This window comes from Ensifer sp. Root127 (genome assembly GCF_001425225.1).
GTDB classification, from domain to species: Bacteria; Pseudomonadota; Alphaproteobacteria; order Rhizobiales; family Rhizobiaceae; genus Ensifer; species Ensifer canadensis.
Window position 1 is genome coordinate 510,277 of sequence record NZ_LMDX01000012.1, and the last position, 16,246, is coordinate 526,522.

Sequence of the window (16,246 nt, forward strand, 5' to 3'; positions counted from 1 at the left end):
ATGAAACAGAAAACGACAATTCCGTTTATCCCGGAATTGCACGACATTTCCTCCATCAGAACCGATGGAGCAGACGCAATGACCGACAATCTGGAAAAGGCAAGAACAGTCCTGGTATTGGGCGCGACCGGCGGCATCGGTGGTGCCGTCGCCCGCGGCCTCAGCCAGCGGGGATGGAAAGTGCGCGCACTCAATCGCAATATCGCCAAGGCCGCGCAGAAGGCGCCCGCGTACGAATGGGTGGAGGGCGATGCGATGAAGCGGCTGGACGTTCGCGCCGCCGCAGAAGGCGTCGAACTGATCGTTCATGCCGTCAATCCGCCCGGTTACCGCAACTGGGGCAAGCTGGTACTGCCGATGCTCGACAACACCATTGCCGCCGCGAAAGCGGAAGGCGCGCGCATTTTGCTGCCGGGCACGATCTACAATTTCGGTCAGGATGCCTTCCCGCTTCTGACCGAAGACAGCCCGCAGAACCCGCATACGGACAAGGGCATGATCCGCAAGGAGATGGAACTTCGATTGAAAGCTGCGTCAGACGCCGGTGTCGGCGTGATCATCCTGCGGGCTGGAGATTTCTTCGGCCCCGATGCCGCCAACAACTGGTTTTCGCAAGGGCTGGTCAAGCCGGGCAAGCCGCTGACCGCGATCAGCTATCCCGGAAAGAAGGGCGTCGCCCACCAATGGGCCTATCTGCCCGATGTGGCCGAGACGATGATCCGTCTGGTCGAGCGTGCCGAGGATCTGCCGGCCTTTGCCGTCTACCATATGGGCGGTTTCGTCGATGATGACGGCACGAAGATGATCGCCGCCATCCGGCGCGCAGCGGGACAGCAAAGGCTTCCGGCACGTGCCTTTCCATGGTGGCTGGTGACGCTGGCTTCCCCCTTCGTCCCGCTCTTTCGGGAGTTGCGCAAGATGCGCTACCTCTGGCGCCAACCGCTACGGATGCCGAACAATCGATTGCTGGACTTGCTCGGCGAGGAGCCGCGTACACCGATCGATGAAGCGGTGGCCAAAACCCTCAAGGCGCTCGGCTGCTTGCCGCAGAGTGCCGGACAAATCGGCGCCGGCGAGGGACTCACCCCAGCCAAAATGGCGATCAGTTCCTGAAGACCAAGCAAGCGCCACCATTTTTCCGAATGGTGGCGCAAAGCGCATTGGCTTCCACCTGGCTATCGCGGCCGATTCGGGCGGCATAACGAATGCGGCGGCCGAAGCTGGCATTGCGTTCGCGCAGGAGCAGGGCCTTCTCGCTACGGATCGGGGCCGGCAGACGTTTGACAGCGTTGACGAAGAGCCGCTGCGCCACCGATTTCTGAAAATGCGCCGCAAGCTGTACGCCCCAGGGCGCCCACTCCGCCTCATCGATCACGTCGATCTCGCGCAGTTGGCGGGTGCTGGCCAGCGCCACGCAGCCGTCGAGAAAATTCTTGCTCTTGTCGAGCGTCAGATCGAGTGTCTTTGGCGGATTGTCCCGCCAGTCCTCGACGCTGTAGGCGGTGATCGCCAGCACATAGTTGCGTGTCTCCGTCGGCAGCCAGTCCACTTCGAGGAAACGCTCCAGCCCATTTTCACCGGCATTGTAGGCGGCGGCGGCAAAACCGAGATTGCCGTAGCGCGACTTCAGCTCACCAAGATATTCGGCTGATTTTCCCAGAGCGGCAACGACATCGAAACTGTTGGAAAGGCCACGCATTTTCGCCGTTCCCGGCATGAACTGCGCGATGCCTTCCGCCCCTTTCGGGCTGACCGCATTCGGCCGAAACAGGCTTTCGCGCCAGATAAGGCGCGCAAAGAAGGCTGAAGGCAAGTCATTGGCGGCGGCATAATGATCGATGACGCCGCAAACATCGCGCTCGAAGCTTTCCTTGCTGATGCACAGCGATTTAACCGGGTCCGTCACCGACCGGCCGACATAGATGCACTTGGCGCGCACCGGCAGCTCGTCGATGCGAGCCTGAGCGATATCCGGCGACCCCATGCTCACGGCCATCAAAAGCGCCAGCAGCCCTCTGGCGGCAAACGCAAGACCTTTTGAGCTGCCGTTCCCCATGCCGTACCGCCCGCAATGCCTCATCGAAACAGACCGGCTTTATACATAGCATCTCGCGAGGTCAGGAAAAACAGGTCCTTCAGGCGGGTGAGCCGGTGGAGAGCACCAGTTGCATGAAGGTCAAGTCGAGCCAACGGCCGAACTTCGTTCCAACTTCGCGCATTCGACCGGTCTCTGTGAAACCCAGCCGTTGGTGAAGCCGGATCGAGGCGGCATTCTCCGACTCGATCCCCGCCACCATCACATGCTTGTTGAGACGTTCGGCCTCGGCGATCAAGGCAACCATCAGCTCGCGGCCGATGCCGCCGCCACGGCTTTTGCGGTGGACATACACGGAATGCTCGACCGTGTGCCGGTAACCGTCAAACGCACGCCAGTCGCCGAAGGAGGCATAGCCGACGATATCGCCGCTGTCTGCCACCGCGACCAGGACCGGGTATCCGGCATCGCTTCGCGCCCTGAGCCAGGCAGCTCGATTGGCGACATCGACGATCGTGTCGTTCCAGATGGCGGTCGTATTGGCCACCGCGTCGTTGTAGATGTCGCAGATGACCGGCAGGTCATCTTTCGTTGCTTGCCTGGTCAGCATGTTGCCCCGCATGTTCGTACACCATATGACTACGTCATGGATACTAAAGTGTACAGCCTTGATCAACGCATCAGTGATCGCATTCGTCTCGAGCGGGAAATCCGCGGCTGGTCACTGAGCGAGCTTGCGGAACGCTCCGGCGTCTCCCGCACGATGATCCACAAGATCGAGCGCGCAGATAGCAGTCCGACGGCAACATTGCTTGCGCGGCTTTCCGGTGCCTTCGGCCTGACCATGTCGACGCTGATCGCCCGCGCGGAAATTCAGGAGGGTCGCCTGTCGCGGCGCGAGCACCAGCCGGTCTGGCGCGATCCGCAAAGCGGATATCTCAGGCGGCATGTCTCACCGAACTCCGAGCTGCCGCTGGAACTGATCGAGGTCGAACTGCCAGCGGGTGCGGACGTGCCTATGCCGGCGGCCGCCTATGCAATGTTTCGCCAGTTGATCTGGGTGAAGCAGGGCGCCTTGACCTTCACGGAAGGCGAGGAGACGCATGCGCTGGCAGCAGGCGATTGCCTTGAGCTCGGACCACCCACGGACTGCATCTTCCGCAATGGCAACGATACGTTATGTGTCTATGCGGTGATCCTCTTAAGCAGCCGCTGACGCTACCTGTCGATTTCGGCTGCAGCGATCCGCGCGACCAGCATTTCGCCCTCGACATCGAAGTCGTCATCATCCTCCAGAAACCATGCGGCAGAGAGACCCGCATAGGCCAGAATCCAGGAAAGGATACGGCGCGGCGCCAGTCGAGTCGCCTCTGCGACAATAGCGAGATGGCGTTGCAGGCGACCGGGCTCGCTCACCACAGCCAGTTCCGGATTGCAGAAGAGATTGGCATAGTCGTAACCCGGATCGCCATAGACCGGCTTCGGGTCGATCGCCAACCAGCCACGGGCACTGAAGTCGAGAATGTTGCCGTGGTGAACATCGCCATGCAGCACGACCGGCGGATGCGGATCGGAAAACAAGGCCTCGGCCGCCGCAAGCGAACGCGCCAGCACGCCGCCATGGGTTCGTGCTGCCGGCGCCAGTGCCGCAAACCATCTCTCAAGCGGGACGAGATCGGGAATGGCCGCATCGCGGGGCGCATGGAGCGCAGCCACCGTCCCGCAGATGATCCGTGTCGCCACCTCGTCGCTTCCCGTCATCGCCATATGAAACAGCGATCGCCGGCTGTCGGTACGCTCCATCACAAGCGCATCCTCGTCGTCGGCATAGACTTCGGCAGCACCCTGGCCGGCCCACCAGAGCATCGGCAACCGGCCGAGCTTCTCTTCCACTTCGTGAGCGACCTTCAGCATTGCCGGCAGGCCGCGCCAGCGCACCGGCAGCAGTTGGCTCGATCGCGTTGAGACCCGGTCACCGTCCGGCTGCAGCGACCATTTTTCGAGGTAGGGAGCAAACATACAAGGAGGGATGGTCCGTTGGCGATCAAGCCCCGCCGACCGGCGGGGCTTGAGGGATGTGGTGGTATCAGGCGACCTGTTCAAGAGACGGGTAGTCGGTATAGCCCTTTGCGCCGCCGCCATAGAACGTCGCTTGATCCGGCGCATTCAACGGAGCGTTCTCCTGCAGGCGCTCGACAAGGTCAGGATTGGCAATGAACGGCTTACCGAAGGCGACCAGATCGGCCTCGCGACTTTCAACTGTCTTTGCCGCCAGATCGCGATCATATCCGTTGTTGGTCATCCAGGCAGCCTTGCCGCCGGCAGCGGCATAGACGGCGCGTAGAGCGTGGTAGTCGAACGGACGCTCGCCCTGTTGGTGATCGCGCGGACCGCCGGTCGCACCCTCGATGATGTGGAGATAGGCGAGGGGATAACGGGCCAGGTTCTTGACGACATAGCTGAACAGCGCCTGCGGCTCCGGATCGAAGGCGTCGTTGGCGGGCGTCACCGGCGAGAGACGGATGCCGACACGGCCGGCGCCGATCTCCGAGGTGATGGCATCAACTACCTGGAACAGGAAGCGGGCGCGGTTCTCGATCGAACCGCCATAGGCGTCGGTGCGCTGGTTCGAACCGGAGCGCAGGAACTGATCGATGAGATAGCCATTGGCGGCGTGGATCTCGACACCGTCGAAGCCGGCATCGATCGCGGCGCGGGCAGCCTTGCGATAGTCCTCAACGATCCCGTCGAGTTCGCTGATGTCGAGCGCACGCGGTTCGGAGGTTTCGGCAAACGAACCCGTGCCATCGGGATTGATCAGATAGGTCTTGGACTTTGCCCTTATCGCTGAAGGTGCAACCGGCTTGCCACCGTCCGGCTGCAGCGAATCATGTGAGATCCGGCCGACATGCCACATCTGTACGACAATCCGGCCACCCCTGGCATGCACGGCATCGGTGACCTTGCGCCAGCCCTCGAGGGCTTCGGATGTGTAGAGCCCGGGCACATCGGCATAACCCTGGCCCTGCTGGGTGATCGCAGTTGCCTCGGTGATCAGCAGGCCAGCCGATGCGCGCTGTTCGTAATAGGTGGCGTTGAGTGTGTTCGGCACGGCCTTCGGCGAACGATTGCGCGTCAACGGCGCCATGACGATGCGGTTCTTCAGGGTGATGTCACCAATGGTGATGGGATCGAATAGGGTAGCCATTGCAGGTCCTTTCGGTTTCAGTTTGGTCTTGGGGGGGGTGTCAGAGACTGCCGATGTCCTTCAGGAACGCGGCAATCGTCTCTTCGTTGCGCCTGTAGAAAACCCATTGGCCGAGACGGCGGGTTGTCACCAGGCCAGCGCGCTGGAGAATGGCGAGATGGGAGGATACGGTCGATTGCGACAGGCCGCAGCGCTCGAACTGCCCCGCGCAAACGCCCATCTCAAACGGATGCTCCTGGGTCGGAAAGTGCACCTCGGGCTCCTTCAACCAAGCAAGGATGCTCACTCTTGCCGGGTGTGCCAGGGCCTTGAAGATTTCGTCTCGATCCATCGTCTATCGCCATATCGTGTTTTATCGATAGATGTATCGGCTACACTCGATATTCAAATCACAAGAGCGTGAGGAGGAAATGAGCAAAAAAAGAGGGCCGCAAGAAAACTTGGGCCCTTGTAGTTGTGAAGGTAATTAGAACCTCCAGAGGGGAACAGCTGCTGCGGTGGCGGGGAGGAGAAAGCCACCAAGAATGCATCAGCTACATTTTGATATGGGAAGCGAAGTACCAGCTTTCAATAGCCGGCTGTGAATTTCGTCACGGCTCGCCCGTGTCCACACAGTAGACAAAAAAAGAGGGCCACAAGATGACTTGGGCCCTTATAGTTGTGAAGGTAATTAAACCTCCAGAGGGGAACAGCTGCTGCGGTGGCACTGGGAGGAGAAGCCACCAAAGATGCATCAGCTGAGGGTGGTATGCTGCTTTTTTGGGCGAGCAGCAATCATTTAATATGCATGTCAGCCATGCCATGTGCGCATCACTGCTCATTTTTGCACCGCACAAACAAAATGCGGCGCACCAAATGCGCCGCACGATCTAAATTACGATTATAAAACAACGAGCTAATCAGCCATCCGGCAAATGCTCACAAATCGAGCAATGGCGCCTTTGGCGTCAGAAGCTCCAGTTCCTGGCCTTGGCGACGATGTAATCGCGGAAGACCTTGAGCTTGGCAGCATTCTTCATCTCGTCGGGATAGCAGAAGTAGGTGTCGAACGACGGAATGTCGGCACTGATCGGAAGTTGTATCAGGCCTGGATCGCGGCCGACGATATAGTCAGGCAGCATCGCTATGCCGATGCCGAGCAGGCAGGCGCGCTTGATCGAGGTCTGGCTGTTGATCTGCAGATGCGAGGTCCGCGGGTTGTCGGAATCGCGGCCGGCGATTTCGAGCCAGTTGACGTCGAGCAGGTAGTTTGGCGCAGGTTCGCCGAAGGTAATGATGCGGTGGTTGTCGAGATCGTCGAGCGACTGCGGTTCGCCGTGCTTGTTGATGTAGGAGGGCGCCGCATAGACGTGCATATGCACGGTGAAGAGCTTGCGCTGGATCAGGTCGGATTGCTGCGGCTGGCGCAGGCGTATGGCGCAGTCGGCATGGCGCATGTTCACGTCGAGCTCCTCGTTATCGAGGATCAACTGTACCTGGACATCAGGGTGCAGCGACATGAACTCCTGGATCTTGTCGGTCAGCCAGCCCTGGCCAAGGCCTACGGTCGTCGTGATGCGCAGCTTGCCGCTCGGCTTGTCGGTCGTCTCGCTCAGCTGAACCTTGACGCTTTCGAGCTTCATCAGCACTTCGTGCGCAGTCCGGTAGAGGATCTCGCCCTGCTCGGTCAGGATCAGGCCGCGCGCGTGGCGGTGGAACAGCTTGATGCCGACATCCTGCTCAAGCGAGCTCACCTGACGGCTGATCGCCGACTGAGAGAGATGGAGCTTGTCTGCCGCATGCGTGAACGACCCAGCCTCGGCCGCCGCGTGAAAAATGCGCAGTTTGTCCCAATCCAGCGACATGAAGTCCCCCATATGAAACCACCCCGGGGGACGGGATCATGTCCTCCGCGTGCGGCTGATGCATCTGTTCCCATACGGGAAGGCTCCTTGCCTGGAGCTTCCCGATTCGCAGCTTCTATTCGGCTGCAATTGCGACGGGCATATGACCCGCCAGGTATTTCTCGGCCTCGAGCGCCGCCATGCATCCCATGCCTGCAGCCGTCACGGCCTGGCGGTAGATGTCGTCGGTGACGTCACCTGCGGCAAAAACGCCGGGTATATCGGTCGCCGTCGAATCAGCGGCCGTCCAGAGATAGCCATTGGACTTCTGCCGGAGCTTGCCCTTGAACAGTTCGACAGCCGGCGCATGACCGATTGCGACGAAGACGCCGTCGGTCACCATGTCGCTCGTTTCGCCCGTCTTGGTGTTGCGCAGCTTCACGCCATTGACCGATGCAGGCATCGGCGGCTTGGGGGCGGCACCAAGATATTCGACGACCTCGTGGTCCCAGATGATCTTGACGTTGGGCTTGGCGAACAGGCGCTCCTGCAGGATCTTTTCGGCGCGGAACGAATCGCGGCGATGAACGACGGTGACGGTCTTTGCGAGATTGGAGAGGTAAAGAGCCTCTTCAACGGCCGAATTGCCGCCGCCGACGACGATGACGTCCTTGTTGCGATAGAAGAACCCGTCGCAGGTGGCGCAGGCCGAAACGCCGAAGCCCATGAAAGTCGGCTCGGTTTCGATGCCGAGCCACTTTGCCTTGGCGCCGGTGGCAATGATCAAGGCGTCAGCCGTCCAATCGTTGCCGCTGTCGGTCTTGACGCGGAAGGGGCGAACGGAAAGGTCAACATCCGTGACCAGATCATTGACGATCTCGGCGCCAACATGCGTCGCCTGCTTCAGCATCTGCTCCATCATCCACGGACCCTGAACCGGATCGGCATAGCCCGGATAGTTCTCCACATCGGTGGTGATCATCAACTGGCCGCCTTGTTCCATGCCGGCGATCAGGACCGGTTCCAGCATCGCGCGCGCCGTGTAGATGGCGGCGGTATAACCGGCCGGGCCGGAGCCGATGATCAGCGCTTTTACGTGGCGGGCAGTCATGGTCTTGTCCTTCGCTCACCGAATGGCCGAAGGGCCCTGTCCGGTTCCGTTACATCACAGGCAAATAGTGCCATACTTTAGGTATTCCCCCCCGGGACTTTCAAGGGCGGTCGCGGTGATACACACAAGTGCTTGAGCCCAAGGCGCCGATTTGACACCAGATCAGGCATTTTTGCACCGCTTGCGTCCCCCTTCTTCACGTCACAAGCCCGTGATGACATCGCATGAGAACCGGATCCAGCGAACGGAACATGAGATACAGGGATCGAGGGCAACACGACATTGCCCCCTTACACGCCTGACGGAAGACCTAGGACGGGCGCGAAGGCGTGGATCGCCACAGGTTTTTCGACGAACGCCCCCAAAAGAATCGACGTCAACCGGGCGCGACCGCCTCTGAACGCCGGTTTTCCCGCGAATAGTCGGCGCAGATGCTTGTTGTCGGATCGGTTTGGCGATATTTCACGCGGATTCACTTTGCTGGAGAGGCATATGGGGTTGAATGCAAGCCGCGTTTGGCTCGACCGCGAACTCGCCGCGTTCGGCAATTCACGACCGGAGAGTAGCCTCGCCTTCAGTGCGGGAACCGGATCGCAAACATACGCCTCCACGCCTCCAAGATCGCCCGCCGATAACACAAGGCTCACGCGCTACGAGCGAGAACTGCACACGCAGGGTCCGTCACTACGTGCAGGTCGAACGGACGGTCGACTGTCGATCAATTCTCTATGGCCAACCTGATAAAATCGGCTCGGTGACGACAACCTACCGGGCAATCCAAGCAAAGATACTCCTCTTCGGCTTTGCCCCATGCATCAAAGTCGCTTTGTGAAAAGGACGAACCTTCATGACGAAACAAGTCGAGCTCGACGCAATCGATCTCAAGATCCTTCGCGAGCTCCAGCGTGACGGCAGGATGACCAATGTGGATCTCGCCCAGCGTGTTGGCATTTCGGCGCCCCCCTGTCTGCGACGGGTGCGCAAACTCGAGGAAACCGGCGTTATCAAGGGCTACCACGCGCTGCTGAACGCACCGGCGCTCGGCTTCGATCTGGTGGGTTTCTGCATGGTGGGTCTCAAGCGGCAGTCGGAGGCGGATCTCAAGGCATTCGCCGCGGCAACCGCGGAATGGCAGATCGTGCGCCAGGCATGGACAGTCTCGGGCGAAAGCGACTTTCTGCTTCATTGCGTCGCCGAGAACCTGACCGCGTTCCAGGATTTCGTCATCGAGGTTTTGACCGCCAACGAGCGCGTCGATACGGTTCGCACGATGTTGACCATTCGTCAGGTCAAGGATATCGGGCTGGTCCAGATCTAGGATCCGGAACACTTGCGGATCCGCAACGGCAGCGAGGCTCCCTTGGAGAACGCAGACACGACCGAAGTTGAGTGGCGTCATCCATGAGCAAACTTCCGCTTTCCGCCTTCATCATTTGCCAGAATGAAGAGGCCTACCTCGGCAACTGCATCGAGAGCCTCGAGCAGTGCGCCGAGATCGTCATCGTCGATTCGGGATCGACGGATGGCACTGCCGCGCTCGTGCAATCCTTCATCGATAATGGATGGCCGATCCGCTTCATGCACGAGCCCTGGCGGGGCTATGCGGGCCAGAAACAGTTCGCGCTGGACCAGTGCACGCAACCCTGGTGCTTCAACATCGACTCCGACGAACGCCTTGATGAACCGCTGAAGGCGCTTCTGCCGTCGCTGCTTGACGGGCCGGCCGAGACGGTCGGCTGGCGCGTGGCGCGCCGCCCCTATTTGATCGGTTACGGTTATACGCCGGTGCGCGTGCATGAGAGGCGAAATCTGCGCCTGATCCGCAAGGGCAGGGGACGCTACGACCTCAGTCAGAAAGTGCACGAGGGTATCGTACCCGATGGTCATGTTGGCGCCGCCAGCAAAGGCAGCCTGCTTCATTATCGTCCGCTTGTTATCGACGAACAGATCCTGAAGGAAAACAAGTACTCCACGCTGAAGGCGGATCAGCAGGCAGCGGCCGGAAAACCACCGCGGCCATACAAGATGCTGTTCAGCCCACCGCTTTACTTTTATCGTCTCTATTTCCGAAACGGGCTTTGGCGCTGTGGCTTTCCGGGCTTCATCGAAGCCATGACGGGCGCCGTATACGCATTCTTGACCGCCGCAAAAATCTATCAGAGGCACGCACTCAGTAAGCGTCCCAACAACGATGATGCCGCTCTGCATTGAAAGCATCCAGGTGATTTTATGAAAGTGATGCATATCCATTTTGGCAAGGACGGTGGAGCGGAACGGTTCTTCGTCAATCTCGTCAACGCATTGCATGATCGTGGTGTCGAGCAGCGCATGCTGATCAGGCCCGACAGAAGCTGGCGTCAAGAGCTGGAGCATTGCGGCAAGATCTACGAAGGCGTCTTTCGCCGAATTTCGCTCTCGCGCTTTGTCCTTCAGGCACGCATGCAGCGGATATTGCGGGAGTTCCAACCCGACGTGATCATGGCCTGGCAGCTTCGCGCAAGCCGTTTCATGCCTGTCTACAACAAGGCCTTCCGCATTTCCCGACTTGGCGATTATCCGGAGCACCTCGGTTACTACACGAATGTCGAGACGCTCGTCTGCATAACACCCGATATCGCCGATCGCGTCAGAAAGCTCGGCTGGAAGCGTGGGGTCGAAGTGATCGCCAACTTCACACGGGCAACGCCGGCGGCCGCGATAGAGCGCCGAGACCTCGAAACGCCGGAGGATGCCTTTGTCGTCGTCGGCATGGGGCGGTTCGTGCCGCGAAAGGGCTTCGATCATCTGCTGCGCGCCGTCGCCAAGGTCAATGGCGCCTATCTTTGGCTGCTGGGCGATGGTCCCGAACGCGCCAACCTCGAACGGCTTGCAGAAGAACTCGGCATAAGGGACCGTGTGCGCTTTCCTGGCTGGAAGACGAACGCCTATGGCTACCTGTCGGCGGGCGATGCCTTCGCGATCACATCATTGCATGAGCCTTTGGGCAACGTCTGCTTTGAGGGGTGGGGTGCGGGAGTAGCCACTATTGCGTCTCGCGCCGAGGGGCCGTCCTGGGTCATGACGGATGGCCAGGACGCACTGATGGTTGATTGTGCCGATGCGGAGGGTCTGGCAATCGCTATCGAACGGCTGCGCGACGACCCGGCGCTTCGCACGCGCCTCTGCGAAGGTGGGCGCGATACGCTTGCCAAGCGTTTTTCGGAGCAGGTGATCTCAGAGACCTACCTCGAGCTGTTTGCCCGGGGTTCGAAGCAAACATGAAACTCGTCCATTTTCACTTCGGCAAGGATGGTGGCGCCGAGCGTTTCTTCGTCCATCTCGTCAATGCCTTTGCCGAGCGCGGCGTTGAACAGAAGGCGATCATTCGACCGGATCGGATCTGGCGCAAGGACATCAGCCCTTCCGTCGGAATCAAAGAGAGCCATTTCCGGAACCTGTCGGTCGACCGCATCCTTCTTCCATGGAAGACAGCACGGCTCGCCAAGACGTGGAAGCCGGATGCTCTTATGGCATGGGCGCCCCGTGCCAGCGAATTGATGCCGAACTACAAGGGTTGCATCAAGATCTCGCGGCTCGGCGACTACCCGCCGCGGCTCGACTACTTCCGCAACACCGACTGCCTCGTCTGCAACACTCCTGGCATCGCCGCGCATGTGCGCGAAATCGGTTGGAAGCGCGACGTCGAGGTTATCTCCAATTTCACCAATACCGAACGCGTCGCTGCCGTCAGCCGCGCCACGCTGGATACGCCGAACGACGCGCCGGTCGTCATGTCGATGGGCCGCTTCGTTGAGCGCAAGGGCTTCCATACGCTGATCGAAGCGATCGCCAAGGTGCCGGGTGCGTATCTCTGGCTTGTCGGAGATGGGGAAGAGCGCGAAAACCTCGAAAAGCTTGCCATCGATCTCGGTGTTTCGGGCCGGGTGCGATTTGCCGGCTGGCAAAAGGACACGCGTGCGTTCCTGGCCGCCGCAGACATCTTCGTCATGGCGTCAAGCCATGAACCACTCGGCAACGTTATTCTCGAATCCTGGGCGCAGGGCACGCCAGTCGTTTCAAGCCGCTCTGAAGGACCGCAATGGTTCATGCGCGACGGTGAAAACGGCCTGATGGTCGATATCGGCGATGCCGAGGGTTTCGGCCACGCCATCGAGCGCATAGCAAACGACCGACAGATCGGGTCGCGTTTGGCAGAACGCGGCTACGAAACGCTGATGAACCAGTTTTCCAAACAGGCCATCACCAACGCCTATTTGAAGCTGTTCGCCTCGAAGAAATAGGCGGCAGTCGGCCACTAGGCCGGTCAGCGCATCAGCCGTTCGTACACTGAATTGATGGCGGCCGCTTCGCCTTCGATCGCAAACGAAGTGGCGGTGCGGACAAGGCCATTCGCACCCGCTGCTGTGCGCCGCCGGTCACCATCCATGAACGCGGCCGTCGCCTCGACCATGGCTTGAAGGTTATCGGCCGGGACGATCGTCCCGGTTTCGCCTGCACCGCTCACAACCAGTTCGGAAAATGCGCCGACATCGGTCGCCACGACGGGAACGCCCGTTGCCATGGCTTCGAGCGGTGTCAGACCGAATCCTTCCCAGCGCTGCGGCGCGACGAAAAGATCGAGCGCCCGGTACCAGTCGGGAATGTTGGTGTGTTCACCGACAAACAGGATACGCTCGGCAAGCCCGGCTTTGGCGACGCGCTCCTTGAGCTCGTTTTCAAATGCCACATGCGGACCCGTCGCCCGACCGGCAACGATCGCGCTCCAGCTTGGACGGCAGGGCAGGAGGGCGATCATGCTATCAACGAAGAGATCGGTGCCCTTCTGACGGCGGACCCGCCCGAAGCAGCCGACGAATTTCTGGGCCGGATCGACGCCAAGTGCGGCCTTCGCCTGATGCTGATCGACGGGCGGCTGGAACCGTATGGTATCGATCCCGTGCAGGATGACGTCGTTCGGCACTTCGAGATAGGCGGCTGTCTTGCCGCTTGTCGCGATCACCGCATCCATACGGCCGATCAGAAATTTACTCCAGCCCGTATGGCGGCGCTGGGATGCCGAGGTGAAGGCAATCTTCAACTTCATGCGCAGGAGATCGCGCAGGATGATCGCCGGCAACATCTCGACGTTGCGCCGAGCGTGCCAGACGCGGCAGCGCCGGCCGTCGGGCGCTTTCCAGAGATGCAGGAGATCGAGAAACCTGATCGAAGGCAGACTGTCGGGAAGACCCGGACCGAGCACCGCGATCTTCTGACCCAGCGCGCGCTGGATCGGGATGAGTTGGATGATTGTCGAGGTAACGCCCGAGAGGCGCCGCTTGAAATTGGGAGCGATCACCTCGACGTCCCGGATGTCAGCCACGGAATCGCTCTCCTTGCGCATGCGACAGTCAATGTCTTGGAGGCAGGGGGATCGGGGCGAAGCGGAACCGTCGCCCCAAAGGGGCGATCAGCCCCAGTTTACCGCGAGGATTTCGTAGGCCTTGGAACCGCCGGGTGCGTTCACTTCGATGGAATCGCCGACTTCCTTGCCGATCAGCGCGCGGGCGATCGGCGACGAGATGGAGATGCGTCCAGCCTTAACGTCCGCTTCCTGATCGCCAACGATCTGGTAGGTTTTTTCTTCCTCGGTGTCCTCGTCGACGAGCTTCACCTTGGCACCGAACTTGATCTTGGAGCCGGACATCTTCGACAGGTCGATGACTTCGGCGCGCGCGATCAGGTCTTCGAGTTCGCCGACGCGACCCTCGTTGTGGCTCTGAGCCTCTTTGGCGGCATGGTACTCGGCATTTTCCGACAAGTCGCCATGCGCGCGTGCTTCGGCGATGGCCTCGATGATTCGTGGTCGCTCTTCCTGCTGGCGCCAGCGCAGCTCCTCCTGCAGGTTGACGAATCCACCCTGTGTCATCGGCACTTTGTCGACCATTTCAATGTCCTTCATCAAGCACGAGGCGCCGCTTGGGGGCGGCGCCAACGCAAAAGAAAACGGTCTCCGGCGCGCAAGCACCGGAACCGTCCGAAATATCCGAACCGTTCTTATAGCAGAAAGGAAACTGCCAATGCCAGATTTTTCGCCATGATCCACCGCGTCCTTCACTTGGGGGGCGCAACTTGCAGACGCTCCTACCAATTTGACATCCTCGATAATGGGCTTTACCTCAACCGCGGTTGAGGTCGTAACAGTTCTGTTTCCGAAACGACGAACACACGGAAATGACAGGATGAGCACGACAAAAGACGACCGCGACGCAGGGAAAGCCGAGGGCCATTCAGAAGCGGAAGGGCGTTGGGCCGAGTTGTTGCAACCCAACCATCTGGCGGCGACCGTGACGCTTTGCCTCGGTGTCGCGCTCTTTGCCTTCAACGAGTTCTTCATCTCGACCGCGCTCCCGACGGCAGTCGAGGAATTTGGCGGTGCGGCACTGCTCTCCTGGGCCTTCACCCTCTATCTCGTCTTTGCAATCATCGGCGGGGCATTGGCTGCCAATCTCAAGGCGCGCTTCGGCGCCCGCAATGCGTTGATCGCAGCAGCGCTTGTCTTCGTCACCGGCACAGTGATTGCGACGCTGGCGACGAGCATGCCGCAGGTCCTGGTCGGAAGGCTGTTTCAAGGGCTGGGCGAGGGCATCATTGCCGCTATTTGCTATGCACTGATCCCGGAGCTTTTCCCGCCTCGGCTCGTGCCGAAGGTCTTCGGTGCAGAGGCCATCGTCTGGGCAAGTGCTGCCTTTGCCGGTCCGCTCATTTCAGGATTTCTCACCGAACACTGGTCATGGCGTGCGGCCTTCTTCGTCAACATTCCCGCCGCCGCCATCTTTATTGCGCTGGTCCTTGCCATCGTACCCAGACGGTCGGCTTCGGCGCAGATCGTGCAACCCATTCCGCTTTTTCGCCTGATCGCATTTGGCCTGGGCATACTGCTGATCTCGGTTTCGAATATGCTCCAGAACGGATTTGCCATGGCGGCGCTCGTGGTCGTAGCGATCGCCGTTCTCGTCAACACTGTGCATCTCGACCGTCGCTCCAGGCACTCAATTCTCCCGCTTGGCGCATTTTCGATCGGGCGCCCGCTCGGCACCGGCCTCTGGATCATTCTGCTGATGCCGTTGGCGCAGGCTTCCGGCTCCGTCTATCTCGTCTACGGCTTGCAACACCTCTGGAATTTCGGCCCGACGGCCGCCGGATTCTCGAGCGCGCTGATGGCGATGTCGTGGAGCTTGACCGCCATTCTGGTGGCGAGCCTGCGCTCGCATGATCTGCGTGTACGATTGATCTGGGTCGGGCCACTGCTGCTTTGCCTCGGGCTCATCGGCCTGACGGTCGCGATCGCGACAGCGGAGTTTCGGTTGGTTTTCGCAGGTCAAATTGCCATTGGTGCCGGCTTCGGCGTCTGCTGGGGCACGCTCAGCCAATTGCTGATGGATGTGTCGCCGCCCCCTGAGCGAGACAAGACTTCGGCACTGCTGCCGACGCTGCAATCCGCAGGTTACGCAGTCGGCGCAGCCGTCTTCGGGCTGACCGCCAACATACGCGGCTTCGATGAAGGCGCACGGTTGGCCGTCATGCGCGACGCGCTGTTAGCGGTGTTTGCCTTGAGTTGCGTGATCTCGGTTGCGTCGTTGTTCTTCGGCATCAGGACTGTCCGGCTTGCGCGCAGCCGAAGGCCAACACGCAGCGAGGCTCGGGCACAGCGGCCCGTGACGGTCGATTGATCACCAGGCCGTGGGCAGGGCGGCGGCGGTTTCGGTGGGGCGGCGGAATACGCCAAGGCTGCCTCGACCGATCAAAGCGTCCTGTTCACGGCCACGACCGTCTGACGGCGCAATCGTCGCCAGAATCTCGCCGCTGCCCGAGCGCACATGGACCCTCAGCGATCCATAGTCGGCATCGCGGCCAATCTTGTCGGCAATTCGCTGGCCGTAATACAGGGCGGAACCTTCGTCGAAGTGGCTGATGCCGTCCTCGTCGACAAAGCGCTCGTCGCCCCAATACAAATCGAAGAAATAGACCTGCACGATGTTGCCCCATCCCATGCGCAGTGCCGGATCTTTCCGACTTGGGAGCGCATGTGG

17 protein-coding genes are annotated in these 16,246 nt (G+C 60.3%); 7 read left to right on the forward strand and 10 right to left on the reverse strand.

Annotated elements, in window-relative coordinates; genetic code table 11:
* Positions 1 to 78: 78 nt before the first annotated feature.
* On the forward strand, positions 79 to 1,113 hold the full coding sequence (locus ASD03_RS16985; RefSeq protein ID WP_025427095.1) for an NAD(P)H-binding protein: 1,035 nt from the start codon (positions 79 to 81) through the stop codon (positions 1,111 to 1,113).
* Here ASD03_RS16985 and ASD03_RS16990 read toward each other — a convergent pair.
* Positions 1,103 to 1,984: a lytic transglycosylase domain-containing protein gene (locus ASD03_RS16990; RefSeq protein ID WP_234907880.1), complete on the reverse strand. Its 882-nt coding sequence runs from the start codon at positions 1,982 to 1,984 to the stop codon at positions 1,103 to 1,105. The genes ASD03_RS16985 and ASD03_RS16990 overlap by 11 nt on opposite strands.
* A 151-nt stretch (positions 1,985 to 2,135) precedes the next feature.
* Complete coding sequence (locus tag ASD03_RS16995) at positions 2,136 to 2,645, reverse strand: GNAT family N-acetyltransferase (RefSeq protein ID WP_025427093.1); 510 nt, start codon at positions 2,643 to 2,645, stop codon at positions 2,136 to 2,138.
* Between the two features lie 36 nt (positions 2,646 to 2,681).
* Here ASD03_RS16995 and ASD03_RS17000 point away from each other — a divergent pair, with 36 nt between their 5' ends.
* Positions 2,682 to 3,251, forward strand: a complete 570-nt coding sequence (locus ASD03_RS17000; RefSeq protein ID WP_025427092.1) for an XRE family transcriptional regulator — start codon at positions 2,682 to 2,684, stop codon at positions 3,249 to 3,251.
* Positions 3,252 to 3,253: 2 nt separating this feature from the next.
* On the opposite strand, the gene ASD03_RS17005 is transcribed toward ASD03_RS17000, so the two are convergent.
* From ASD03_RS17005 to trxB, 5 genes are all read right to left on the reverse strand, one after another.
* The gene (locus tag ASD03_RS17005; protein ID WP_025427091.1) at positions 3,254 to 4,054 is read right to left on the reverse strand and encodes an aminoglycoside phosphotransferase family protein; all 801 of its coding nucleotides are present in this window, start codon (positions 4,052 to 4,054) and stop codon (positions 3,254 to 3,256) included.
* A gap of 67 nt (positions 4,055 to 4,121) precedes the next feature.
* Positions 4,122 to 5,243, reverse strand: a complete 1,122-nt coding sequence (locus tag ASD03_RS17010; RefSeq protein ID WP_025427090.1) for an alkene reductase — start codon at positions 5,241 to 5,243, stop codon at positions 4,122 to 4,124.
* 40 nt (positions 5,244 to 5,283) lie between these two features.
* Positions 5,284 to 5,574, reverse strand: a complete 291-nt coding sequence (locus ASD03_RS17015; protein WP_025427089.1) for a metalloregulator ArsR/SmtB family transcription factor — start codon at positions 5,572 to 5,574, stop codon at positions 5,284 to 5,286.
* A gap of 616 nt (positions 5,575 to 6,190) precedes the next feature.
* Positions 6,191 to 7,087 (reverse strand): LysR family transcriptional regulator VtlR, encoded by an 897-nt coding sequence (locus ASD03_RS17020; RefSeq protein WP_038577011.1) that lies wholly within the window; start codon positions 7,085 to 7,087, stop codon positions 6,191 to 6,193.
* Positions 7,088 to 7,202: 115 nt separating this feature from the next.
* Entirely contained in the window at positions 7,203 to 8,177 is a 975-nt protein-coding gene (trxB, locus tag ASD03_RS17025) for a thioredoxin-disulfide reductase (RefSeq protein WP_025427087.1), read from the reverse strand.
* Positions 8,178 to 9,024: 847 nt separating this feature from the next.
* Between trxB and ASD03_RS17030 the strand changes: the two genes are divergently transcribed.
* From ASD03_RS17030 to ASD03_RS17045, 4 genes are all read left to right on the forward strand, one after another.
* Entirely contained in the window at positions 9,025 to 9,495 is a 471-nt protein-coding gene (locus tag ASD03_RS17030; RefSeq protein WP_025427086.1) for an Lrp/AsnC family transcriptional regulator, read from the forward strand.
* Between the two features lie 83 nt (positions 9,496 to 9,578).
* Positions 9,579 to 10,388 carry a glycosyltransferase family 2 protein gene (locus ASD03_RS17035; protein ID WP_025427085.1) on the forward strand — a complete coding sequence of 270 codons (810 nt, stop codon included), beginning with the start codon at positions 9,579 to 9,581 and terminating at the stop codon, positions 10,386 to 10,388.
* 18 nt (positions 10,389 to 10,406) lie between these two features.
* On the forward strand, positions 10,407 to 11,438 hold the full coding sequence (locus ASD03_RS17040; protein ID WP_025427084.1) for a glycosyltransferase: 1,032 nt from the start codon (positions 10,407 to 10,409) through the stop codon (positions 11,436 to 11,438).
* The gene (locus tag ASD03_RS17045; RefSeq protein WP_057214353.1) at positions 11,435 to 12,457 is read left to right on the forward strand and encodes a glycosyltransferase; all 1,023 of its coding nucleotides are present in this window, start codon (positions 11,435 to 11,437) and stop codon (positions 12,455 to 12,457) included. The genes ASD03_RS17040 and ASD03_RS17045 overlap by 4 nt, the downstream gene beginning before the upstream one ends.
* Before the next feature lie 23 nt (positions 12,458 to 12,480).
* On the opposite strand, the gene ASD03_RS17050 is transcribed toward ASD03_RS17045, so the two are convergent.
* Both ASD03_RS17050 and greA read right to left on the reverse strand, forming a co-directional pair.
* Positions 12,481 to 13,536, reverse strand: a complete 1,056-nt coding sequence (locus tag ASD03_RS17050; protein ID WP_025427082.1) for a glycosyltransferase family 4 protein — start codon at positions 13,534 to 13,536, stop codon at positions 12,481 to 12,483.
* A gap of 87 nt (positions 13,537 to 13,623) precedes the next feature.
* Positions 13,624 to 14,100, reverse strand: coding sequence for a transcription elongation factor GreA (gene greA / locus ASD03_RS17055; protein ID WP_025427081.1), 477 nt, complete (start codon positions 14,098 to 14,100; stop codon positions 13,624 to 13,626).
* A gap of 295 nt (positions 14,101 to 14,395) precedes the next feature.
* On the opposite strand from greA, the gene ASD03_RS17060 reads away from it, so the two are divergent.
* The gene (locus tag ASD03_RS17060; RefSeq protein WP_025427080.1) at positions 14,396 to 15,886 is read left to right on the forward strand and encodes an MFS transporter; all 1,491 of its coding nucleotides are present in this window, start codon (positions 14,396 to 14,398) and stop codon (positions 15,884 to 15,886) included.
* Here the strand turns inward: ASD03_RS17060 and ASD03_RS17065 are convergent, their stop codons facing one another.
* Positions 15,887 to 16,207 carry a hypothetical protein gene (locus ASD03_RS17065; protein WP_038576103.1) on the reverse strand — a complete coding sequence of 107 codons (321 nt, stop codon included), beginning with the start codon at positions 16,205 to 16,207 and terminating at the stop codon, positions 15,887 to 15,889.
* Positions 16,208 to 16,246: the final 39 nt, after the last annotated feature.